The 19,214-nt window shown below is 63.3% G+C and carries 20 protein-coding genes; 8 read left to right on the top strand and 12 right to left on the bottom strand.

Features of this window, described 5'->3' with window-relative positions:
* Window positions 1–81 precede the first annotated feature (81 nt).
* From NUX07_RS07915 to rpiB, 4 genes are read right to left on the bottom strand one after another with little or no spacing between them, the layout of a single operon-like run.
* On the bottom strand, window positions 82–795 hold the full coding sequence (locus NUX07_RS07915; protein ID WP_265530028.1) for an RNA methyltransferase: 714 nt from the start codon (window positions 793–795) through the stop codon (window positions 82–84).
* Complete coding sequence (gene nrdR / locus NUX07_RS07910) at window positions 792–1,241, bottom strand: transcriptional regulator NrdR (RefSeq protein WP_265530027.1); 450 nt, start codon at window positions 1,239–1,241, stop codon at window positions 792–794. Before nrdR ends, NUX07_RS07915 begins: the two co-directional genes overlap by 4 nt.
* A gap of 3 nt (window positions 1,242–1,244) precedes the next feature.
* Window positions 1,245–2,552, bottom strand: coding sequence for a serine hydroxymethyltransferase (glyA, locus tag NUX07_RS07905; RefSeq protein WP_265530026.1), 1,308 nt, complete (start codon window positions 2,550–2,552; stop codon window positions 1,245–1,247).
* A gap of 5 nt (window positions 2,553–2,557) precedes the next feature.
* Window positions 2,558–2,989 (bottom strand): ribose 5-phosphate isomerase B, encoded by a 432-nt coding sequence (gene rpiB / locus NUX07_RS07900; protein WP_265530025.1) that lies wholly within the window; start codon window positions 2,987–2,989, stop codon window positions 2,558–2,560.
* A gap of 57 nt (window positions 2,990–3,046) precedes the next feature.
* On the opposite strand from rpiB, the gene NUX07_RS07895 reads away from it, so the two are divergent.
* Window positions 3,047–3,547, top strand: coding sequence for a DUF3429 domain-containing protein (locus NUX07_RS07895; RefSeq protein ID WP_265530024.1), 501 nt, complete (start codon window positions 3,047–3,049; stop codon window positions 3,545–3,547).
* A 23-nt stretch (window positions 3,548–3,570) separates the two neighbouring features.
* Here the strand turns inward: NUX07_RS07895 and hemA are convergent, their stop codons facing one another.
* Both hemA and murI read right to left on the bottom strand, forming a co-directional pair.
* Window positions 3,571–4,791, bottom strand: coding sequence for a 5-aminolevulinate synthase (gene hemA / locus NUX07_RS07890; RefSeq protein ID WP_265530023.1), 1,221 nt, complete (start codon window positions 4,789–4,791; stop codon window positions 3,571–3,573).
* A 32-nt stretch (window positions 4,792–4,823) separates the two neighbouring features.
* A complete protein-coding gene (gene murI / locus NUX07_RS07885) occupies window positions 4,824–5,606 on the bottom strand; it encodes a glutamate racemase (protein WP_265530022.1) in 783 nt (260 codons plus the stop codon).
* 83 nt (window positions 5,607–5,689) lie between these two features.
* On the opposite strand from murI, the gene plsY reads away from it, so the two are divergent.
* The 3 genes from plsY to topA all read left to right on the top strand — a co-directional run bounded on the left by plsY (window position 5,690) and on the right by topA (window position 9,919).
* Window positions 5,690–6,316: a glycerol-3-phosphate 1-O-acyltransferase PlsY gene (plsY, locus tag NUX07_RS07880; protein ID WP_265530021.1), complete on the top strand. Its 627-nt coding sequence runs from the start codon at window positions 5,690–5,692 to the stop codon at window positions 6,314–6,316.
* On the top strand, window positions 6,297–7,376 hold the full coding sequence (gene dprA / locus NUX07_RS07875; RefSeq protein WP_265530020.1) for a DNA-processing protein DprA: 1,080 nt from the start codon (window positions 6,297–6,299) through the stop codon (window positions 7,374–7,376). Before plsY ends, dprA begins: the two co-directional genes overlap by 20 nt.
* A gap of 62 nt (window positions 7,377–7,438) precedes the next feature.
* Entirely contained in the window at window positions 7,439–9,919 is a 2,481-nt protein-coding gene (topA, locus tag NUX07_RS07870) for a type I DNA topoisomerase (protein WP_265530019.1), read from the top strand.
* Here the strand turns inward: topA and NUX07_RS07865 are convergent.
* From NUX07_RS07865 to ubiE, 5 genes are read right to left on the bottom strand one after another with little or no spacing between them, the layout of a single operon-like run.
* Window positions 9,916–10,662: a HesA/MoeB/ThiF family protein gene (locus tag NUX07_RS07865; RefSeq protein WP_265530018.1), complete on the bottom strand. Its 747-nt coding sequence runs from the start codon at window positions 10,660–10,662 to the stop codon at window positions 9,916–9,918. The genes topA and NUX07_RS07865 overlap by 4 nt on opposite strands.
* Entirely contained in the window at window positions 10,659–11,102 is a 444-nt protein-coding gene (dut, locus tag NUX07_RS07860) for a dUTP diphosphatase (protein ID WP_265530017.1), read from the bottom strand. Before dut ends, NUX07_RS07865 begins: the two co-directional genes overlap by 4 nt.
* Complete coding sequence (gene coaBC / locus NUX07_RS07855; RefSeq protein WP_265530016.1) at window positions 11,099–12,292, bottom strand: bifunctional phosphopantothenoylcysteine decarboxylase/phosphopantothenate--cysteine ligase CoaBC; 1,194 nt, start codon at window positions 12,290–12,292, stop codon at window positions 11,099–11,101. The genes dut and coaBC overlap by 4 nt, the downstream gene beginning before the upstream one ends.
* Complete coding sequence (gene ubiB, locus NUX07_RS07850) at window positions 12,292–13,824, bottom strand: 2-polyprenylphenol 6-hydroxylase (RefSeq protein WP_265530015.1); 1,533 nt, start codon at window positions 13,822–13,824, stop codon at window positions 12,292–12,294. The genes coaBC and ubiB overlap by 1 nt, the downstream gene beginning before the upstream one ends.
* Complete coding sequence (gene ubiE, locus NUX07_RS07845) at window positions 13,821–14,552, bottom strand: bifunctional demethylmenaquinone methyltransferase/2-methoxy-6-polyprenyl-1,4-benzoquinol methylase UbiE (RefSeq protein WP_265530014.1); 732 nt, start codon at window positions 14,550–14,552, stop codon at window positions 13,821–13,823. Before ubiE ends, ubiB begins: the two co-directional genes overlap by 4 nt.
* A gap of 56 nt (window positions 14,553–14,608) precedes the next feature.
* On the opposite strand from ubiE, the gene mutM reads away from it, so the two are divergent.
* The 4 genes from mutM (at window position 14,609) to dnaA (ending at window position 17,640) form a co-directional block, all read left to right on the top strand.
* Window positions 14,609–15,415 carry a bifunctional DNA-formamidopyrimidine glycosylase/DNA-(apurinic or apyrimidinic site) lyase gene (gene mutM / locus NUX07_RS07840; RefSeq protein WP_265530013.1) on the top strand — a complete coding sequence of 269 codons (807 nt, stop codon included), beginning with the start codon at window positions 14,609–14,611 and terminating at the stop codon, window positions 15,413–15,415.
* Between the two features lie 109 nt (window positions 15,416–15,524).
* Window positions 15,525–15,788 carry a 30S ribosomal protein S20 gene (gene rpsT / locus NUX07_RS07835; protein WP_265530012.1) on the top strand — a complete coding sequence of 88 codons (264 nt, stop codon included), beginning with the start codon at window positions 15,525–15,527 and terminating at the stop codon, window positions 15,786–15,788.
* Window positions 15,789–15,794: 6 nt separating this feature from the next.
* Window positions 15,795–16,091, top strand: a complete 297-nt coding sequence (locus NUX07_RS07830; RefSeq protein WP_265530011.1) for a hypothetical protein — start codon at window positions 15,795–15,797, stop codon at window positions 16,089–16,091.
* Between the two features lie 127 nt (window positions 16,092–16,218).
* Window positions 16,219–17,640 (top strand): chromosomal replication initiator protein DnaA, encoded by a 1,422-nt coding sequence (gene dnaA / locus NUX07_RS07825; RefSeq protein ID WP_407696147.1) that lies wholly within the window; start codon window positions 16,219–16,221, stop codon window positions 17,638–17,640.
* Between the two features lie 100 nt (window positions 17,641–17,740).
* Here the strand turns inward: dnaA and NUX07_RS07820 are convergent, their stop codons facing one another.
* The gene (locus NUX07_RS07820) at window positions 17,741–19,144 is read right to left on the bottom strand and encodes a mechanosensitive ion channel family protein (protein ID WP_265530010.1); all 1,404 of its coding nucleotides are present in this window, start codon (window positions 19,142–19,144) and stop codon (window positions 17,741–17,743) included.
* Window positions 19,145–19,214: the final 70 nt, after the last annotated feature.

Raw genomic sequence — 19,214 nt, 5'->3', positions numbered from 1 at the left:
TAATCATCATGACTGGGGGAACTCCTGTTCAGATTTCGGCGCGGACGATTGCAAGACCACTTGCTGGAATCAATCGTCGTTCTACGAACGGCTTTTCGCCAGGATCTTGATCATGCCGCGCAAGGCAGACACTTCGCGGCTCGACCAGCCGGGTTTGGTCAGGAGGGTGCGGATAGTCTGCTGCGTCGCAGCGGTCCGCTCGGGCGGGTAGAAATAGCCGCGAGCATCGAGCTCTTCGTTGAGATGGCCGATCAGTCCTTCCAGTTCCCGCATCGGGGCAGGCGGATCGAATTCTTTGGCTGTCGGCTGTGCCAGCCCGGCGCTGCGCGACCATTCGTAGGCCAGCAGGATGACGGCCTGGGCAAGGTTAAGGCTACCGAACTCTGGGTTGATCGGGACGGTGACGATTTTGGTCGAAAGAGCGACATCCTCGGTCGACAGACCCGAACGTTCGCGCCCGAACAGAATCGCACTGCGGCCTTCGCTGGCGTGAATCTCGCGCGCCATTTCCTCGGGCCCGACGACGGGGGTCTGCACGTCGCGGCGACGCACGGTGGATGCGTAAACGAGGCTGCAGTCGGCCACCGCGTCCGCGGTCGTCTTGAAGATCTCGGCCTGGTCGAGGACGATGTCGGCACCGCTGGCGGCGGGGCCTGCCTCGGGATTGGGCCAGCCGTCGCGCGGACTGACGATCCGCATCTCGGTCAGCCCGAAATTGAGCATTGCGCGCGCGGCCTTGCCGATATTCTGGCCAAGCTGGGGCTCGACCAGCACGATGATCGGCTTGTGGCTCATTCGTCGTCGACGCTGCCTGCGATCTCCGCAAAGTCACCGGCTTCCTTGAAGTCGCGGTAGACCGAGGCGAAGCGGATATAGGCGACGCTGTCGAGCGACTTGAGGCCTTCCATGACCTTTTCGCCGATCTCGCCTGCCTGCACTTCATCGCCGCCGGTTTCGAGCTGGCGCTGGATCGAGTGCGCCAGCCGCTCGATCTGGCCTTCGGAAATGTTACGCTTTCGACAGGCGTGGCGGATCGAGCTTTGCAGCTTGGCCTGCTCGAAGGGTTCGCGCTTGCCGTCTTTCTTGACCACGGTGAGATCGCGCAGCTGCACGCGTTCGAACGTGGTGAAGCGCGCCGCGCACGCCTCGCACTGGCGGCGACGACGGATCGCGGCGCCATCCTCAGACGGGCGCGAGTCCTTTACCTGGCTCGATTCATGGGTGCAGAAGGGGCAGCGCAACGATCAGCCTTCGTAGATGGGGAAACGATCGCACAGCGCCTCGACGCGCTGCTTCACATCCGCTTCGACCGACGCATCGCCTTCGCCGCCGGTCTTGGCGACGCCGTGCAGGACATCGGCGACCATATCGCCGATCGCGCGGAATTCGTCTTCGCCGAAGCCGCGGGTCGTGCCAGCCGGGCTGCCCACGCGGATTCCACTCGTTTTCATCGGCGGCAGCGGATCGAAGGGCACACCGTTCTTGTTGCAAGTGATGCCGGCGCGTTCGAGCGCCTCGTCGGCGTCCTTGCCGGTGATGCCGAGGGGCCTCAGATCGATGAGGCCGACATGTGTGTCGGTTCCGCCCGCGACCAGGTCGGCGCCGCGGTCTTTGAGCTGCGCGCACAGCACCTGTGCGTTGCGGATGACCTGGCGCGAATAAGTCTTGAATTCGGGCTGCAGCGCTTCGCCGAACGCCACCGCCTTGGCGGCGATGACGTGCATCAGCGGGCCGCCTTGGAGGCCCGGGAAGACGGCGGAATTGAATTTTTTGCCCAGTTTCTCGTCATTGCAAAGGATCATGCCGCCGCGCGGTCCGCGAAGCGTCTTGTGCGTCGTCGTGGTGACGACATGCGCGTGGGGCAGGGGGCTGGGATGCTCGCCAGCTGCGACGAGGCCGGCGAAATGCGCCATGTCGACATGCAGGTAGGCGCCAACTTCGTCGGCGATGTCGCGGAAGCGTTCGAAGTCGATATGACGCGGATAGGCCGAGCCGCCCGCGATGATCATCTTGGGCTGGTGCTCCTTGGCAAGCCGCTCGACCTCGTCATAGTCGATGAGGTGCGTGTCCTTGTCGACGCCGTACTGGACGGCATCGAACCACTTGCCCGACATCGCCGGAGCAGCGCCGTGGGTAAGGTGACCGCCGGCATCGAGGCTCATGCCCAGGATCGTGTCGCCGGGCTTGATCAGTGCCAGCAGCACGGCGCCATTGGCCTGCGCCCCCGAATGCGGCTGGACGTTGGCATAGGCGCAATCGAACAAGTCCTTCGCGCGCTCGATCGCAAGGCTCTCGACCGTGTCCGACGGTGCGCAGCCCTGATAATAGCGGCGACCGGGATAGCCTTCGGCATATTTGTTGGTGAGCACCGAACCCTGTGCTTCGAGCACCGCCTTTGACACGATATTTTCCGAAGCGATCAGTTCGATCTGCTTCTGCTCGCGCTTGAGCTCGTTTGCGATCGCATCGGCAACGGCGCTGTCGGTCTTTGCAAGCGCGTCGGTGAAGAAGCCTTCGGCGCGAATTTTCTGGATGTCGGGTGCGGTAGCCATGGGTCCTAGCAGTTCGTGAGCTTGTCGACGCGGCGCTGGTGGCGACCGCCTTCGAATTCGGTGGTGAGGAAGGCATCGACGATGGCCTTGGCCATATCGACCCCGACGAGGCGTTCGCCCATGGCAACGACATTGGCGTCGTTGTGCTGGCGAGCGAGCGCGGCGGAGAGCGGTTCGGATACGCGCGCGCAGCGACAGGCGGGATTGCGGTTGACCGCCATCGATATGCCCAGACCCGAGCCGCAGATGGCGATGCCGAACGGGCTTTCGCCGGCCGCGATATGGTCGGCAAGCTTCTTGCCATAATCGGGATAATCGACGCTGTCCGCGGTGTCGGGACCCAGGTCGACGGGCTCGTGCCCTGCCTGTTTGAGGGTTTCGATCAGGATCGCTTTTAAGGCGAATCCGGCATGGTCGGAAGCAAGGGCGATGCGCATGTGCAATACCTAGGCCAGCCACCCCCGATTCGCCACCCCGCAAAGGGGCGTGGAACTGTGAAACTTTCAACGCGTCTCTTCTCCATGCGCACGGAACAGCAAACCCCGCTCGAAACGTCGGAGCGACCGACGATACCGGCCAATGTCCTCGTGCTGGGATATGCCGGGCTGTTGCCACCTTTCGCCCTGATCCTGGCCGATTGGTTGATGCCTGCAGGTCCGATCCAGTGGGGCGGGATCGTGGGGCCCTATGCGGCGGTGATCTACAGTTTCCTGGGCGGCAGCTGGTGGGCGTTCGCGGTGAAGGAAGATCCCCCATCGACGTCGTTACTGGTGCTTGCCGTCTCGCCGCCGCTGCTGGCGCTGTTGACCTTTTTCGCAGGTCCCCAAATGCAGAATATCCTGCTCGCCATCTTGATCGCGATCAGTCCGGGGGCAGATTACCTGCTTAAGCTGAAAGGGTTGGTGCCGCCGTGGTGGATGCGCCTTCGTTTCCGCCTGTCGATGGGCTTGGCCGCGCTGACGGTATTGGCGATCTATCCGACCTATTTCGGTTGAATGACGAGTAGTCGGCAGAGCGACTAGGCCGCGCGCACGTCCTTGAGTTCGAGGCGATCCCAGACTTCGACTAGCGCCTTTGTCAGCTCGTCCATCATGGCTTCGTCATGGTTGGGACCCGGGGTGAAGCGCAGCCGTTCGGTGCCGCGCGGGACGGTCGGGAAGTTGATCGGCTGGACGTAAAGCCCGTATTCGGCGAGCAGGATATCGCTGATCTGCTTCGCCTTCAGCGGACACCCCACGAGGAGCGGAACGATGTGCGTGACGCTGGGCATGACCGGCAGGCCGGCATCGCGGAATTTTGCCTTGAGGCTTGCTGCATTGGCCTGCTGCGCCTCGCGTTCCTCAGCGCAGTCCTTGAGATGCCGCACGCTGGCAAGCGCGCCGGCGACGAGCACCGGGCTCAGCGAAGTCGTGAAGATGAAGCCTGGCGCATAGCTGCGGATGCAGTCGATGATGTTCTTGTCGGCTGCGACATAGCCGCCCATCACGCCGAATGCCTTGCCGAGCGTGCCTTCAATCAGCGTCACGCGGTGCGCCACGCCGTCACGTTCCGAAATGCCGCCACCGTGTGCGCCGTACATGCCAACGGCATGGACTTCGTCGAGATAGGTGAGCGCGCTGTAGCGATCGGCTAGGTCGCAGATCGCTTCGATCGGCGCGACATCGCCATCCATCGAATAGACGCTCTCGAATGCGATGAGCTTGGGCGTCTCTTCCGGGATCTCCATCAGCAGCTGCTCGAGATGATCGAGATCGTTGTGGCGGAAGATGCGCTTCTCGCAGCCCGAATTCTTGATCCCCGCGATCATCGACGCGTGATTGAGTTCGTCCGACAGGATGATGCATCCCGGCAGCAGCTTGCCGAGCGTCGACAGCGCAGCTTCATTCGAGACATAGCCCGAGGTGAACAGCAATGCGCCTTCCTTGCCGTGCAGGTCGGCGAGCTCGTTTTCGAGTTCGACATGCAGGTGCGTGTTGCCGCCGATATTGCGGGTGCCGCCCGATCCGGCGCCGACATCGTGCAGCGCGTCTTCCATCGCGCCGATGACCTTGTCGTGCTGGCCCATGCCCAGATAGTCGTTTGAGCACCACACCGTGATCGGCTTGGGCCCGTTATGACCATGGAAGCAGCGCGCGTTGGGATACGCGCCCTTGGTCCGCATGATGTCGATGAACACACGGTAGCGGCCCTCGTCGTGCAGACGGTCAATGGCGTCGGAGAAGATGCGGTTATAGTCCACGAGCGGGCCTTTAGCGGGTTCGCTTGCCAGAATCAAAGGGTCGAAAAGTCGGTGATCTTGAAGCGGGCAAAGGCGGTGCGCATCTGCTCGGGCGGTTCGGCGGTGAAAATGGCGCGTCCCTCGGGCGCCTTGCTCGGCCAGCGCTGGCCTTTGGTAAGCTCGTAGATGCGCCGCGCAATGCCTTTGCCCCCGTCGATGAACTTGACGTCGGGCCAGGTCTCGCTGAGCCAGTCGGCGACCAGCGGGAAATGCGTGCACGCGAGGACAACCACGTCCATCGGCGCATCGCCGGCTTTTTCGAACAACGGTCGAGCAGCGCGGCGGACATCGCTCCGCGAGACTTTTTCTCCGGCAAGACGCTTCTCGGCCAGCTCGACCAGTTCGGCTGAGCCGTGGCGGATTACCATGCAGTCTTGCGCAAATTCCTTCGTTAGATCGTCGACGTAAGCCTGGCGTACCGTGGCTTCGGTGCCGAGTACGCCGATGACACCCGTCTTGGTCATTTCCGCCGCGGGTTTGATCGCCGGGACGGTGCCGACCACGGGCACATCGAGCGCTGCGCGAACATGGTCGAGCGCGATCGTGCTTGCCGTGTTGCAGGCGATCACGACCAGCTGCGGCTTGAGCCGCTCGACGAGGCGTCCGAGCAAAGCGGGCACGCGCGTCGTGATCTCGGATTCGCTGCGCGTGCCATAAGGAAAGGCCGCATTGTCCGCGACATAGATGTAAGGCGCGCGGGGCAGAAAGGCGCGCGTCGGTTTGAGGATCGACAGGCCGCCAATCCCCGAATCGAAGAAAAGAATGGGAGCATTCATGGCGCGCCGTCCTGCCCGCTGAGGGCGCGAAGGGCAATATCCACGATTGCGCCTGCAGCGGTGAGACGATACGCCTAGCCGCCATGCCGCCCACCGAATTCCTCATCGCGCTCGCCATCGGCTACGGCTTCGGGTCGATCCCGTTCGGGCTGATCGTGTCGGCGCTGATGGGCAAGGGCGACCTGCGCAAGATGGGGTCGGGGAATATTGGCGCTACCAACGCGGTGCGCGCGGGCGGCAAGACGATGGGCGCGATCGTCCTGCTGCTCGATCTTGCGAAGGGGGCAGTGCCGGTCCTTCTCGCCAAGAGCCAATTTGCGGCGGGCGCGGAAATTTATGCCGCGTTCGGGGCCTTGATCGGCCATTGCTATCCCGTCTGGCTAAGGTTCAAGGGCGGCAAGGGGGTCGCGACCCTTCTGGGGATCCTGATCGGCCTCTTGCCGATGGCGGCGCTCGTCTACGCCATCACCTGGATCGTCCTTTACTACGCCACGCGCATCAGCTCCGTCGGGGGGATGGGCGCGGCGATTTCGGCGCCGATTACCGCCTGGGCGGTTTCGCCCCAATATCTTCCATTGCTGCTCGGTCTAGCGGTGCTGGTGATCTATCTTCACCGCACCAATATTCGCCGCCTGATGCGCGGCGAAGAGCCGTCGTCAAGACGCAAGGCCAAGGACAAGAGCAGCGGGTATGAACGACGATCTGGTTGATCGGCTACGGCTGATCCGCACGCCCCGCATCGGGCCCGTCACCCACAAGCAGCTGATGATGCGCTTCGGCAGTGCCGGAGACGCCATCGCTGCCATTCCCGATCTTGCGCGGCGCGGGCGCGGGCGACCGCCCAAAGTGCCGCAACCCGGCGAGGTAATGCGCGAGATCGAGGCGGTGCAGCGGCTGGGCGGGCATCACTTGGTGCTGGGACAAGGACGCTATCCGCGCCTGCTGGCGACGTTGGAAGACGCGCCGCCGGTGCTGAGCGTAAAGGGCAATCTCGAACTGCTCGACAAGCCCGCCGTCGCGATGGTCGGGGCGCGCAATGCCAGCGCGGCGGCGTGCCGGTTCGCGCGGCAACTGGCCGGCGAGTTGGGACGGGCAGGGCAGGTCGTCGTGTCGGGCCTTGCCCGCGGCATCGATAGCGCTGCGCATGACGGCTCACTCGAAAGCGGAACGATCGGCGTGATCGCCGGCGGGCTGGACGTGGTGTATCCGCCGCAAAACGAGGCGCGGCAGGCCGACATTGCCGAGCGCGGGCTGCTGGTCGCCGAAATGCCGCCGGGCACCGAGCCGCGCGCGCGCCATTTTCCCTACCGCAATCGCGTCATCGCCGGATTGGCGGCAGGCACGGTGGTGGTGGAGGCAGCGCCCAAGTCCGGATCGCTCATCACCGCGCGGCTGGCAGGCGAGATGGGGCGCGAGGTCATGGCAGTGCCCGGATCGCCGCTCGATCCGCGCGCCCGCGGCGGCAACCGCCTGATCAAAGACGGCGCTACGCTGATCGAAAACGCGGATGACGTCCTGGCCTGCTTAGGTCCGCTCGATGACCGCATGGAACGGGTTGCCGAGGACCGCGCCGACGCGCCGTCGACCGCCACCGAAGATGACGCTGCCAGCAAGACGGTCGAGGATCTGCTCGGCCCCGTTGCGGTCGGGGTCGACGAAATCGTGCGCCAGTCCGGCTTGCCGCCGGCGCAGGTCCAGCTTGCCCTGCTCGAGCTCGACCTGGCCGACCGGCTCGACCGGCATGCAGGGGGGCGGGTCAGCTTGCGATAACGGGACTTGACGCCCACATCGCCGCGACGATCATCGCGCGTACACGTACGTAAGGGAACGCTTTGAAACTCGTCATCGTCGAATCGCCTGCCAAGGCGAAGACCATCGAAAAATATCTGGGGCCGGGGCACAAGGTGCTCGCCAGCTATGGCCATGTCCGCGATTTGCCGCCCAAGGACGGCTCGGTCGATCCGGATGACGGCTTTGCGATGAAATGGGCCGCCAATCGCGACAAGTCCAAGCAGCTCAAGGCTATCACGGACGCAGCGAAGACCGCGGATTCGCTGATCCTCGCGACTGACCCTGATCGCGAAGGCGAAGCGATAAGCTGGCACGTGCGCCAGCACCTCGAAGCCAAGAAGGCACTGCCAGACGATGTCGAGCGCGTGGCCTTCAACGCCATCACCAAGAGCGCGGTGACCGAAGCGATGGCGCATCCGCGTGCCCTCGATGACGACCTGATCGACGCCTACCGCGCGCGCCGGGCGCTGGACTATCTGGTCGGCTTCACCCTGTCGCCGATCCTGTGGCGCAAGCTGCCGGGTGCGCGCTCGGCAGGGCGTGTACAGTCGGTAGCGTTGCGGCTGATCGTCGATCGTGAACGCGAAATCGAGGTCTTCAAGCCGCAGGAATATTGGCAGGTCGGTGCAACCTTCGAAGCCGATGGCACCGAATTCCAGTCGCGGCTCGTCAAGTTCGATGGCGAAAAGATCGATCGCCTGACGATCGGCGACGAGGGCAGCGCGGAGAAGGCAAAAGCCGCGGTCGAAGCCGGCCAGTTCACGGTCGAAAAGGTCGAAACCAAGCCGCGTTCGCTCAATCCCCCGCCGCCTTTCACGACCTCGACGCTGCAGCAGGAAGCGAGCCGCAAGCTCGGTTTCTCCGCAAGCCATACGATGAGCCTGGCGCAGGGGCTCTACGAGGCCGGAGCGATCACCTATATGCGTACCGATGGCGTGCAGATGGCGGGCGAAGCCTTGTCGGCAGCGCGGCACGCAGTCGCGGATCGTTATGACGCGGGGTACCTTCCAGACAAGCCGCGCCAGTACAAATCAAAGGCCAAGAACGCGCAGGAAGCGCACGAGGCGATCCGTCCGACAAACTTCAACAAGGAGCATGCCGGACAGGGCGATGCGGCCAAGCTGTACCGCCTGATCTACAATCGCGCGCTGGCCAGCCAGATGGCGGCTGCGCGGTTGGAACGCACCACGGTCGAACTGTTCGACGGCGCCGGACGCTGCACCTTGCGGGCGACCGGCCAGGTCGTGAAATTCCCGGGCTTCATGGCGCTTTACGAAGAGGGGCGTGATGATGCCAACGACGAAGAGAGCGGTCGCATGCCGCTGCTTCGCGAAGGCGATGCGCCGACCAAGCGCAAGGTCGAAGCGACCCAGCATTTCACCCAGCCGCCGCCGCGCTTTTCAGAAGCCAGCCTGGTCAAGCGGCTCGAAGAGCTCGGCATCGGACGCCCCTCGACCTACGCAGCGACGTTGCAGACGCTGAAGGATCGCGACTATGTCCGCCTCGTCAAACAGCGCTTCATTCCCGAAGATTCAGGGCGATTGGTAACGGCCTTCCTCGAGCGCTTCTTCGAGCGCTACGTGTCCTACGATTACACCGCCGAACTTGAAGAGGAGCTCGACGATGTCTCGGGCGGACGGCTCGACTGGCAGCGGCTACTCAGCGACTTCTGGCGCGACTTCAAGCCAAAGGCGGGCGAGGTCATGGACCAGAAGCCGAGCGACATCACCGCGGCGCTCGATACCTTCCTCGAACCGTTCCTGTTTCCCGAAAAGGAAGACGGAAGCGATCCGCGGCTCTGCCCCAAGTGCGGCGACGGGCAACTAAGCCTGCGTGGCGGCAAATTTGGCGCGTTCATCGCTTGCTCGAATTACCCGGACTGCAATTTCACGCGGCCCTTCGGCGTGCGCGGCGAGGATGCCGAGCAGGGGCCGGCGGAGCTGGGCGAAGGCATCGAGCTCAAGGTTGGGCGCTATGGGCCGTATGTCGAACAGGAAGTCGATGGCGAAAAGAAGCGTGCATCGCTGCCCAAGGACGTTCCGCCGGACAGCCTCGATCTCGAGATGGCCAAGAAATTGTTGAGCCTTCCCAGGACGATCGGACCGCATCCTGAGACCGGAAAGGACATTGTCGCATCGATCGGCCGCTATGGCCCTTACGTGCTGCACGATGGCAATTACGGGCGCCTGTCCGATACTGCCGAGGTGTTCGAGGTCGGCATGAATGCTGCGGTGGCCAAGCTGGCCGAGGCGGCGGCCAAGAAGGGCAAGGGGCGCGGATCGCGCGAGCCATTGAAGGTGCTGGGCAAGCATCCCGAGAGCGACGCCGAGATCAAGGTGATGGACGGGCGCTACGGGCCCTATGTGACCGACGGCAAGACCAACGCGACCTTGAAGGACGTGACGCCCGAAGACGTGACGCTCGAACAGGCAGTGGTCCTGATCGACGAGCGCGCCGCCAAGGGGCCGGCCAAGAAGCGCAAGCGCAAGAAGGCGCCCGCAAAGAAGAAGAAAAAGGCCTAGGTCCCGCAGGCCTTGCAGGCGGGATCGGGAGCGATCGTGATCTCGCGCCAGCTTGCCTTGAGGCCGTCGAAGAGGTGGAGCTTGCCCGCGCTGTCGGGGCCGATATCGGCGAGGTGACGGATCGCCATCAGCGCGGCGAAATGGCCCATCGTGCCGGTCAGCGCGCCCAGCACGCCAAGTTCTGCGCAGGTGTCGCAATCGTCGGCATCGAAGGCATCGCCGACAAAGCAGCGATAGCAGGGCTGGCCCTTCGACAGCATGAGCTGGCCCTGGAACTGGGCGGCGGCCGCGGCGATTAACGGGATGCCCAGCGCGACGCACGCATCGTTGACCGCAAGGCGCGTCATGAAGTTGTCGGTGCCATCGATGACGAGGTCATGACTGTCCACAATTTTCTTGACGTTTTCGTGGCTTACGCGCCGCTTCTCGATAGCGATCGCAAGATGCGGGTTGCGCGCTTCGGCATGCGCCTTGGCCAGTTCTGCTTTGGATTTGCCAACATCGTCCGTGGTGTAGAGCGGCTGACGCTGAAGATTCGACAGGTCTACTTCATCATCATCGACGATGGTAATTTGGCCCACACCGGCACCTACCAAGCTGGGCAGGGCGCCAGCGCCGATGCCGCCGGCGCCGATCAGCGCGACCTTTGTGGCTTTCAGCGCCTTCTGGCCCGTGCCGCCGAACTGGGGGAGGACAATGTGCCGCGCATAGCGGTCGAGTTCGTCGTCGCTAAGCTCGCTCACTTGGTTCCCGTGCTGCCGAACCCCCCCGCACCGCGGTCGGTATCGTCGAGCTCTTCGACTTCGGCGAACTCGGCCAGCGTGACCGCAGCGGGGACGAGCTGGGCGATGCGTTCGCCGCGCGTGACCTCGAAATCGGTGGGGCCGTGGTTGATGAGGAGCACCTTGAGTTCGCCGCGATAGTCGCTGTCGATCGTGCCGGGGGTGTTGGGCACCGTGACACCGTGCTTGAAGGCAAGGCCCGAACGCGGACGAACCTGGATCTCATAGCCTTCGGGGATCGCGACGCGGAAACCGGTGGCGACCGCGTGGCGGTGGCCCGGCGGGATCGTCACGTTTTCCGCGGCAACGACGTCCATACCGGCTGCGCCTCTGGTGGCATAAGCGGGAAGCGGCAGGCCTTCACCGTGCGGGAGCCGCGCGAGTTGGATCGAAATAGTCATGAGATGGTATCTGAAATCCTGTCGATAAGTTTCTGTGCAACAGCGTGTTTTGTCGCTTCTTCCCAATCGTCCACACGATCGGCGGTGACGAGGTGGATCGTGTTGCGATCGCCGCCCATAACATCGCCCGACACGTCGTTGGCGACGATCCAGTCGGCCTTCTTGCGCTCTCGCTTGCCCTTAGCGTTCTCAATGACGTCGTGCGTTTCCGCGGCAAAGCCGATCAACAGGCCGGGTCGGTCGGGGTGCTCACCCAGCGTCGCCAGAATATCCGGGTTACTGCTGAACTTAAGCTCGAGCGGGCCGTCGCCCTTCTTGAGCTTCTTGTCGCTGGGCTGGGGCCGCCAATCGGCGACAGCCGCGACCATCACTGCGACATCGGCTGGAAGTGACGTCATAACTGCATCGTGCATCTCCTGCGCGGTGGTCACGTCGATGCGCGATACGCCGAAGGGCGTGGGCAGGCTGACCGGGCCGGCAATCAGGGTCACGCGCGCGCCAGCAGCAGCGGCGGCCTGCGCGATGGCGAAGCCCTGCTTGCCCGAACTCTTGTTGGCGAGGACGCGCACAGGGTCGATCGGTTCGTGGGTAGGGCCTGCAGTGACGAGGACGTGTTTTCCGGTAAGCGGACCTTCGGCGCCTGCCAGTGGCGGCGTGGTGGCATCTCCCAGCGGCAAGGCGGCGAGGATTGCTTCTGGATCGGGCAGGCGGCCCGGACCGAACTCGCCGCAGGCCATCGGGCCTTCGTCGGGATCGAGGACGTTGATGCCGTCAGCGCGCAGCTGCGCGATATTGCGCTGCGTGGCGGGATGTTCCCACATTCTCACGTTCATCGCTGGCGCGACGGTAACCGGCTTGTCGGTGGCCAGCAGCAGCGTGGTCGCAAGGTCGGTGGCAAGACCCGCCGCCATCTTGGCGATCAGGCCTGCCGTCGCCGGGCAGACTAGGACGTGATCGGCCGCACGCGACAGTTCGATATGGCCCATCTCCACCTCGTCCTTGAGATCCCAGAGGGAGGTGTAGACGGGGCTTTCGGCAAGCGCGGCAAGGCTCATCGGCGTGACGAAATGCTGCGCGCCGTCGGTGAGGACGGGCGTCACCTCGTGCCCGCCCTTGCGCGCATGGCGGACCAGTTCGGCAGCCTTATAGGCCGCGATGCCGCCGCCAATGATGAGCAGGATGCGTGCCATTATGTCAGCCCCCACATTGCGAGCGCACCCGCGCTCCCAGCCAGGATTGCGACGATGGCGTAGCCGCCCCAACTCGGTCGTTCAATCAGCTTGACCTCGGGCAAGGGCGGCGGCGGCGGTGCGGCACCCGTTTCGGGATAACTGGCATCGATCTTGTCGATCAGGCGCGGCAGCCTGAGCAACGTCTCGATCGTCTCGTTGATCTTGTCGGCGAGCGCGGTTTCGGGCCCCAGTTCGGTGCGCGACCATTGGGCGAGGAAGGGCTCGGCTGCTTCCCACATGTTGATATCGGGATCGAGCGCGGTGGCGACCCCTTCCTCCATCACCATGGTCTTCTGCAGAAGGAGCAGATGGGGCTGCGTAACCATGTCGAAATCGCGCGTGATGGCGAACAATCCTTCGAGCATCCGCCCGACGCTGATGTCCTTGACCGGCAGACCGCGCATCGGCTCGCCCACGGCACGAAGCGCGGTGGCGAACTCGTCCACGTTGTGATGCGCGGGCACGTATTGCGCCTCGAAATGGATCTCGGCGACGCGCCGGTAATTGCCGGTGATGAGACCGTGCAGGATTTCGGCGAGCCAAAGCCGCGCCTGCCGGTTGATCCGCCCCATGATGCCGAAATCGACCGCGGCGAGGCGACCGTCGGGCAGCGCAAAGAGGTTGCCCTGGTGAAGATCGGCGTGGAAGAAGCCGTCGACCACCGCCTGACGCAGAAAAGCGCGCACAAGGATGACGGCCAGGGCCTTAGGGTCATGGCCCTCGGCGACGAGTTGTTCACGCTTGGTCAGCTTGACGCCATTGAGCCATTCCATCGTGAGGACGCGCCGCGCCGTACGGCTCCAGTCGACTTCGGGAACATAGAAGCCGGGTTCGGCCACCATGTTATCGCGAAGTTCGGAGGCGGACGCCGCTTCGCGCTGCAGGTCGAGCTCGCGGCGGGTCCATTGCTTGAAATAGGCGATGACCTGGCGCGGGCGCAGCCGTTCGGCCTCGCCGCCCAATGTCTCGACGTGAGCAGCGGCCCATTCGTACGTCTCGATGGCGTCTTCGAGCACTTCCTCGATGCCCGGGCGCAGCACCTTGACGGCAACTTCGCGGCCATCGGTAGTCGTGGCGCGGTGAACCTGCGCGATCGAGGCAGCACCAACAGGCGTTTCGGCAAATTCCGTGAAAAAGCTTTCGATGGATCCATCGAGCGCGGTTTCGACTGCGCGTTTAATATCGGCGAAGGGCGCTGGTGGCAGATCGTCCTGCAAGCGCAGCAGGTTCTGCGCCGCCTCTTCGCCGACAAGGTCGGGTCGGGTGGCGAGTGCCTGGCCCAGTTTGATCGCGGCAGGGCCGATCTCTTGCAGCGCCGCTGCATAGTCGGGCTTTGCCGGCATTGGCGCGCCAAACCGCGCGATGCGGCACAGGCGGCGGAAAGACGGCGGGGTGAGGGGGTCGTTCTCGATCCCTTTGAGCGCGCCGTGGCGCGCCAGCGTCCGTCCCCATTTGAGGAGGCGCCAGGTGTGCGTGGTCGCTGAGGTCACACTTTCCAGCCCGAATGGATCGCCACGAGGCCGCCGAGAATCGGCTCGTGCTTAGTCTGCGAGAAGCCGGCCTCGCCGATCATCTTCTCGAATTCGGCCATACGCGGGAAGCGGCGGATGGATTCGACAAGGTAGCGATAGCTGTCTTCGTCATTGGCGACGGCCTTGCCGATCTTCGGGATCATGTTCTCCGAATAAATCTCGTACGCCTTGCCGAAGCCAGGCCATTCGCTGGTCGAGAATTCGAGGCAGTAAAAGCGGCCGCCGCGCTTGAGGACGCGGTGGGCTTCGCGCAGCGCCGCTGGAATGTCGGTCACGTTCCGGATGCCGAAGGCGATCGTGTAGGCGTCGAAGCTATTGTCTTCGAAGGTAAGCTTCTCGGCGTTTTCTACTTGCCAAGTCAGGCGTTCGAGACCGCGTTTTTCGGCGCGCTCCATGCCGACCTTAAGCATGTCGGGGTTGATATCGGTGACGACGATATCGGCGCCGCGTTTGGCCATGCGAAAGGCAATGTCGCCTGTACCGCCCGCGACATCGAGGATGCGTTCGCCGGCACGAGGCTGGACCTTCGCGACAAAGCGGTCTTTCCAAAGGCGGTGCATGCCCCCGCTCATCAGGTCGTTCATGATGTCGTAGTTGGCGGCAACCGAAGAGAAGACGCCGCCTACCTTGCGGGTCTTTTCTTCCGGAGAGACAACCTCGTCGCCGAAATGCACTTTATCGCTCATGGCCAAGGCCGATAGCAGGGGTTGGCGGCAAGGCAAACGCCCCTTACGTCCGTGTTATGCCCGAATTACCCGAAGTCGAGACGACCGTACGCGGCCTTGCCCAGGTGCTGGACGGTCGCCGATTGGCGCGCGTGACCGTGCGGCGGCCCGACATGCGCCGGCCATTCCCGCAAGATCTCGGCCAGCGGCTGACGGGGGCGACAGTGACCGGTCTCGCGCGGCGGGCGAAATACGGGCTCATCCATACCGACCGCGACGACACCATGATCTTCCATCTGGGCATGTCGGGACGCTGGCGCATCGATCCGGATGAACTCGACAAGCATGACCATCTCGTCCTCGAAACCGCCGAGGGGCGCGTGCTGGCGCTCAACGATCCGCGGCGATTCGGCTCGGTAGACCTCGTGGCGAACGGCGAGGACTATGCCGGTTTTATCGGCATGGGACCCGAACCGCTGCCGACGGTCGAGCCCAGCGAACTGGCGATGCGACTGAAGGGCAAGGGAACGGCGATCAAGCTGGCGCTGCTCGACCAGCGCGTCATCGCGGGGCTGGGCAATATCTACGTTTGCGAGGCGCTGTATCGCAGCGGTATCGCGCCGGGACGTAAAGCCGGGTCGGTCGGCAAGGCGCGGCTCGAAAAGCTGGCGGCTGCTATCGGGGACGTGCTCGAAGAAGCGATCGAGGCAGGCGGATCGACGCTGCGCGACTATGCCCAGCCCGATGGTGACCTCGGCTATTTTTCGAAGAAGTTCGACGTCTACGGGCGGGAAGGCGAGGACTGCCATGGCTGCGGTTCGGCGGTCAGGCGGCGCGTGCAGGGTGGCCGCTCGACCTTTTATTGTGCGTCCTGCCAGCGCTGATTGCTTGACGCGCATGGCCCCCTTGAGTAAGGGAGCGCCACGAAGGCGCGGAGCGCACTTGCTGCTCGCGCCATTTTCTATTTGAATTTAGACAGTTGAGGTCAGTTTTATGGCGAATTCGCCGCAAGCAAAGAAGCGCATTCGACGCAACGCCCGTCGCACCGACGTGAACACTGCGCGCGTCAGCCGCATTCGCACCTTCATCAAGGCCGTCGAAACCGCGATTTCGGGTGGCAAGAAGGCCGACGCCGAAAAGGCACTCAAGGACGCGCAGCCGGAAATCGCTCGCGGCGTCGCCAAGGGTGTGATGCACAAGAATACCGCTGCTCGTAAGATGAGCCGCCTTTCGAAGCGCGTGAACGCGCTCGGCTAACGGGCTTTGGACAGCGTGGCCACGGACCGGTGGCCATCGCTGCGTACCGTTTCGAAACAACAAAAGGGGCTGCCGATCTCCGGCGGCCCCTTTTTCGTTGGCGTTGCTGAGTCGTTGCAAAAGCGTTTCCGAAAAAAGTCAGCAATTTCCGCGATTCGCGCAGTTGGCAATTCCGCACCTATCTCGAAAACGGCCAAAAAGCAGGAAAAAATCAATTTTTCCCAGCTTTGCGCTGTCAAGCCTGTTTATTTCCGATTTATGAAAATTTCTGCCTTGCGCCACGCCGCCGGCTCTACTTATTAATAACGTTCCGGGCGCGATTCCGCCCCGGGGGGCAAGACAGAGCCGACGGCCACGGGCGCCGCAGCGTTGTGCTGCGCGTAACAGAGAAGCTTTGTCTGTAACCACGTTCTGAAGGAGGCGCGAGCCAGTGCAAGGCGAGGGTGAAGCTGTGCGCAATCTCGAGGAAGAAGCGAAGACCCGCCCGCTCGATGCGGCATGGGACCAGATTCGCGTCAACCTGCGCCGTGATTGCGGAGCGCGCGCCTTCGACGGATGGCTGAAGCCCGCTGAACTTGGTTCGTTCGACGCCGACGCCGGCGAACTCGAAATCGCCATGCCGAGCCAGTTCATGGCCGACTGGGTCAAGAGCCATTTCGGCGACCGGTTGCAACTGGCCTGGACATCGATGCTGCCGATCGTGAAATCGGTGAAGATCATCGCCTCGGCCGAAGCGCCCAAACCTTCTCCCTTACTAGTTCTCGAGGACACGCCACCGGCTGCGCAGGCAGCCAACGCTGCGAGCGCGGGCGGCAAGCGTGATCCTTCCGCGCCCAATTTCGACCTCCGCTACCGCTTCGAGACATTCGTTGTCGGTAAGGCCAACGAGGTCGCGGCCACCGCCGCGCAAACGTTGGCCAATGCGGAGCGCGTCAGCTTCAACCCGCTGTTCATCCATGGCGGTACCGGCCGCGGCAAGACGCACTTGCTCCACGCCATCGGGCAGGCCTTCCTCGAGGCCAATCCGAGCGCCAAGGTCGTCTCCATGTCGGCCGAGAAGTTCATGGTCGAATTCGTCCGCGCGCTGCGCGAGAATGACACGATCGGCTTCAAGCATCGCCTGCGCAGCGCCGACCTCCTCCTGATCGACGATGTCCAGTTCATCGCCGGCAAGGATTCGACGCAGGAAGAATTCTTCCACACGATGAACGAGATCATCACCGCGGGCCGCCGCCTGGTGATCACCTCGGATCGCGCACCGCAGGATCTCGATGGCATTGCGCCGCGCATCCTGTCGCGACTAAGCTGGGGACTCGTCGCGGACATCAATCCGGCCGATTACGAATTGCGGCTCAACATCATCAACGCGAAACTCGATGCGCTTCCCGGTGTGGAAATGCCCGAGGACGTCGTCGAATTCCTCGCGCGCCGCATCACCAACTCGATCCGCGAACTCGAAGGCGCGCTCAATCGCATTGCAGCCTATGCGATGATGACCGGCCGCGACATCGATGTGCCCTTCGTGGAAGAAGTGCTGGCGAACGTCCTGCGCGCCAACCAGCGCCGTATCTCGGTCGATGAGATCCAGACCCAGGTTGCCGAACATTTCCGCATCCGCAAGGCCGAGATGACGAGCGCGCGCCGTTCGCGCGATATCGCCCGGCCGCGCCAGGTTGCCATGTATCTGTCGAAGCAGCTGACGCCCAAGTCACTGCCCGACATCGGTCGCCGCTTCGGCGGACGCGACCACACGACCGTCATTCACGCCGTCAAGCAGATCGAGCGGCTGCGCGCTGCCGATGCCGAACTTGATGCCGATATTCGCCTGCTCCAGCGACAGCTGGAAGGCTAACACGGGTCCAGTCCCCAACTGGCGCGTATGGAAAGGCCCGCCGGCGTGCTTCCGCCGACGGGCCTTTTCTTATCTAAGCCGAATGCCGCGCTGGATTACTCTATTCCACGGGCCGTTTGGTATCGAGCAGGTCCTTGTCGTCGGGTTCGCTGGCCCGTTCGGCCTCCACCATTTGCGCGATCTCGTCTGCAGGGCGGACATCTTCGTCGGTTTCGGTGACGGTGATCGCAGCCGGCTTCGTCTTGGCTGCGGTCTTGCTGCTCCGTTCATCGCGCTCGCTGATATTCTCGAATGGCAGCGCGGTGGTGCGCGGATCGAAGCGAATGCGATAAATCGGTTCCGGTAGTCCGAAGCCTGCTTCTTCGAGGGCCGTTTTCACCGCAGCGATGGCGCGGCTTCGGGCCTTGAACCAGTCGGCCTCGCGCTGGTCGATCCAGGCGAGAAACTTGATCACGATATTGCTGTCGCCGACGGCTTCGGTGCGCGCTTCGGGCGCGGGATCCTCGAGGACAAAGGGAAGGGCGCCAAGCGTTTCGCGCCCTAGCTGGCGCGCAGCGTTGGGATCGTCATCGGCATCGATCCCCATTTCGAATTCGAAGCGACGTTGCGGGTTGGTCGTGTAGTTGAGGATGACCGCCTTGAAGACCTGTCCATTGGGAATGCGCAGATGATTGCCATCGAGAGTCATCATGATCGTCGCCCGGCTCGTGAGACGGATGATGCGCCCCTCCTTGTCGTCGATCACGACATGATCGTTCGGGCGGAAGGGCTGGCGCAGCGACAGCATCAGCGACGCCACATAATTTTCCACCGTATCGCGCATGGCAAAACCCAGCGCGATACCGATGATGCCCGCGCCGCCCAGGACCGCACCCATGATGGTGGAGGCGCCCAGCATGTCGAGCGCAACGAGCAACGCGCCGACCAAGGCGACGAACCGGATCGCACTGGCGACCAACTCGGCAAGGAAGGTGTTGGGCATGATGCGGCGCCAGAGCGCGCCCATACCCGCGATGAGATAGCCGATAACGGCGATGATGGCGGCGACCGCAATTGCCAGTCCCAGAAGCGGAAGCATCGCGATCAGCCCGTCGATACGATCCCCAATAGTTTTGAGCCCACCAAGCCCGCCATCTACCGATAGATCGCGCCCGAGATCATTTTCGACCGTGACCACCCCGGTGACGCGTTCCGCAATGGATTGGGCGCGATCTATATCGGCTTGTTCGGGCACGGTGCCGGTCAGCAAGACGACGCCTTCTTCGACCGTGACGGAGACATCCTGGAACGCTGGAAGTTCCCCAAATATACCGCTTATCCGTTGGCCGATGCGCTCGTCGGCACCTTCGTCCTGCTGGTCCTCAATCGCTGGGGCGGGCGCAGCGGGCGCATCCTCCTGCGCCGCACCGGTATCGCCAATCGGCAGCGCTGCTCCGGCAGGAACGGCAAAGACAAGCATCGCGAGCAATGCGATCAGCCGCAGGACGTGGAATTGTAATGCCATCAGCTACAAAAAGCGCCGGATTATGACGATTGTTCCGTCCTTCACGATTGCCGTGCACCTTGATTGTGTT

The sequence above is a fragment of the Sphingomicrobium marinum genome, assembly GCF_026157105.1.
In the GTDB taxonomy this organism is placed as follows: domain Bacteria; phylum Pseudomonadota; class Alphaproteobacteria; order Sphingomonadales; family Sphingomonadaceae; genus Sphingomicrobium; species Sphingomicrobium marinum.
Note: the sequence above shows the minus strand (reverse complement) of the source record. Positions and strands in the feature narration are given on the sequence as shown.

Coding starts and splice junctions, on each gene's coding strand:
- NUX07_RS07915 (WP_265530028.1), bottom strand. CDS start 795: ATGAGCCACAAGCCGATCATCGTGCTGGTCGAGCCCCAGCTTGGCCAG.
- glyA (WP_265530026.1), bottom strand. CDS start 2,552: ATGGCTACCGCACCCGACATCCAGAAAATTCGCGCCGAAGGCTTCTTC.
- rpiB (WP_265530025.1), bottom strand. CDS start 2,989: ATGCGCATCGCCCTTGCTTCCGACCATGCCGGATTCGCCTTAAAAGCG.
- murI (WP_265530022.1), bottom strand. CDS start 5,606: ATGAATGCTCCCATTCTTTTCTTCGATTCGGGGATTGGCGGCCTGTCG.
- plsY (WP_265530021.1), top strand. CDS start 5,690: ATGCCGCCCACCGAATTCCTCATCGCGCTCGCCATCGGCTACGGCTTC.
- dprA (WP_265530020.1), top strand. CDS start 6,297: ATGAACGACGATCTGGTTGATCGGCTACGGCTGATCCGCACGCCCCGC.
- dut (WP_265530017.1), bottom strand. CDS start 11,102: ATGACTATTTCGATCCAACTCGCGCGGCTCCCGCACGGTGAAGGCCTG.
- coaBC (WP_265530016.1), bottom strand. CDS start 12,292: ATGGCACGCATCCTGCTCATCATTGGCGGCGGCATCGCGGCCTATAAG.
- ubiE (WP_265530014.1), bottom strand. CDS start 14,552: ATGAGCGATAAAGTGCATTTCGGCGACGAGGTTGTCTCTCCGGAAGAA.
- mutM (WP_265530013.1), top strand. CDS start 14,609: ATGCCCGAATTACCCGAAGTCGAGACGACCGTACGCGGCCTTGCCCAG.
- rpsT (WP_265530012.1), top strand. CDS start 15,525: ATGGCGAATTCGCCGCAAGCAAAGAAGCGCATTCGACGCAACGCCCGT.
- NUX07_RS07820 (WP_265530010.1), bottom strand. CDS start 19,144: ATGGCATTACAATTCCACGTCCTGCGGCTGATCGCATTGCTCGCGATG.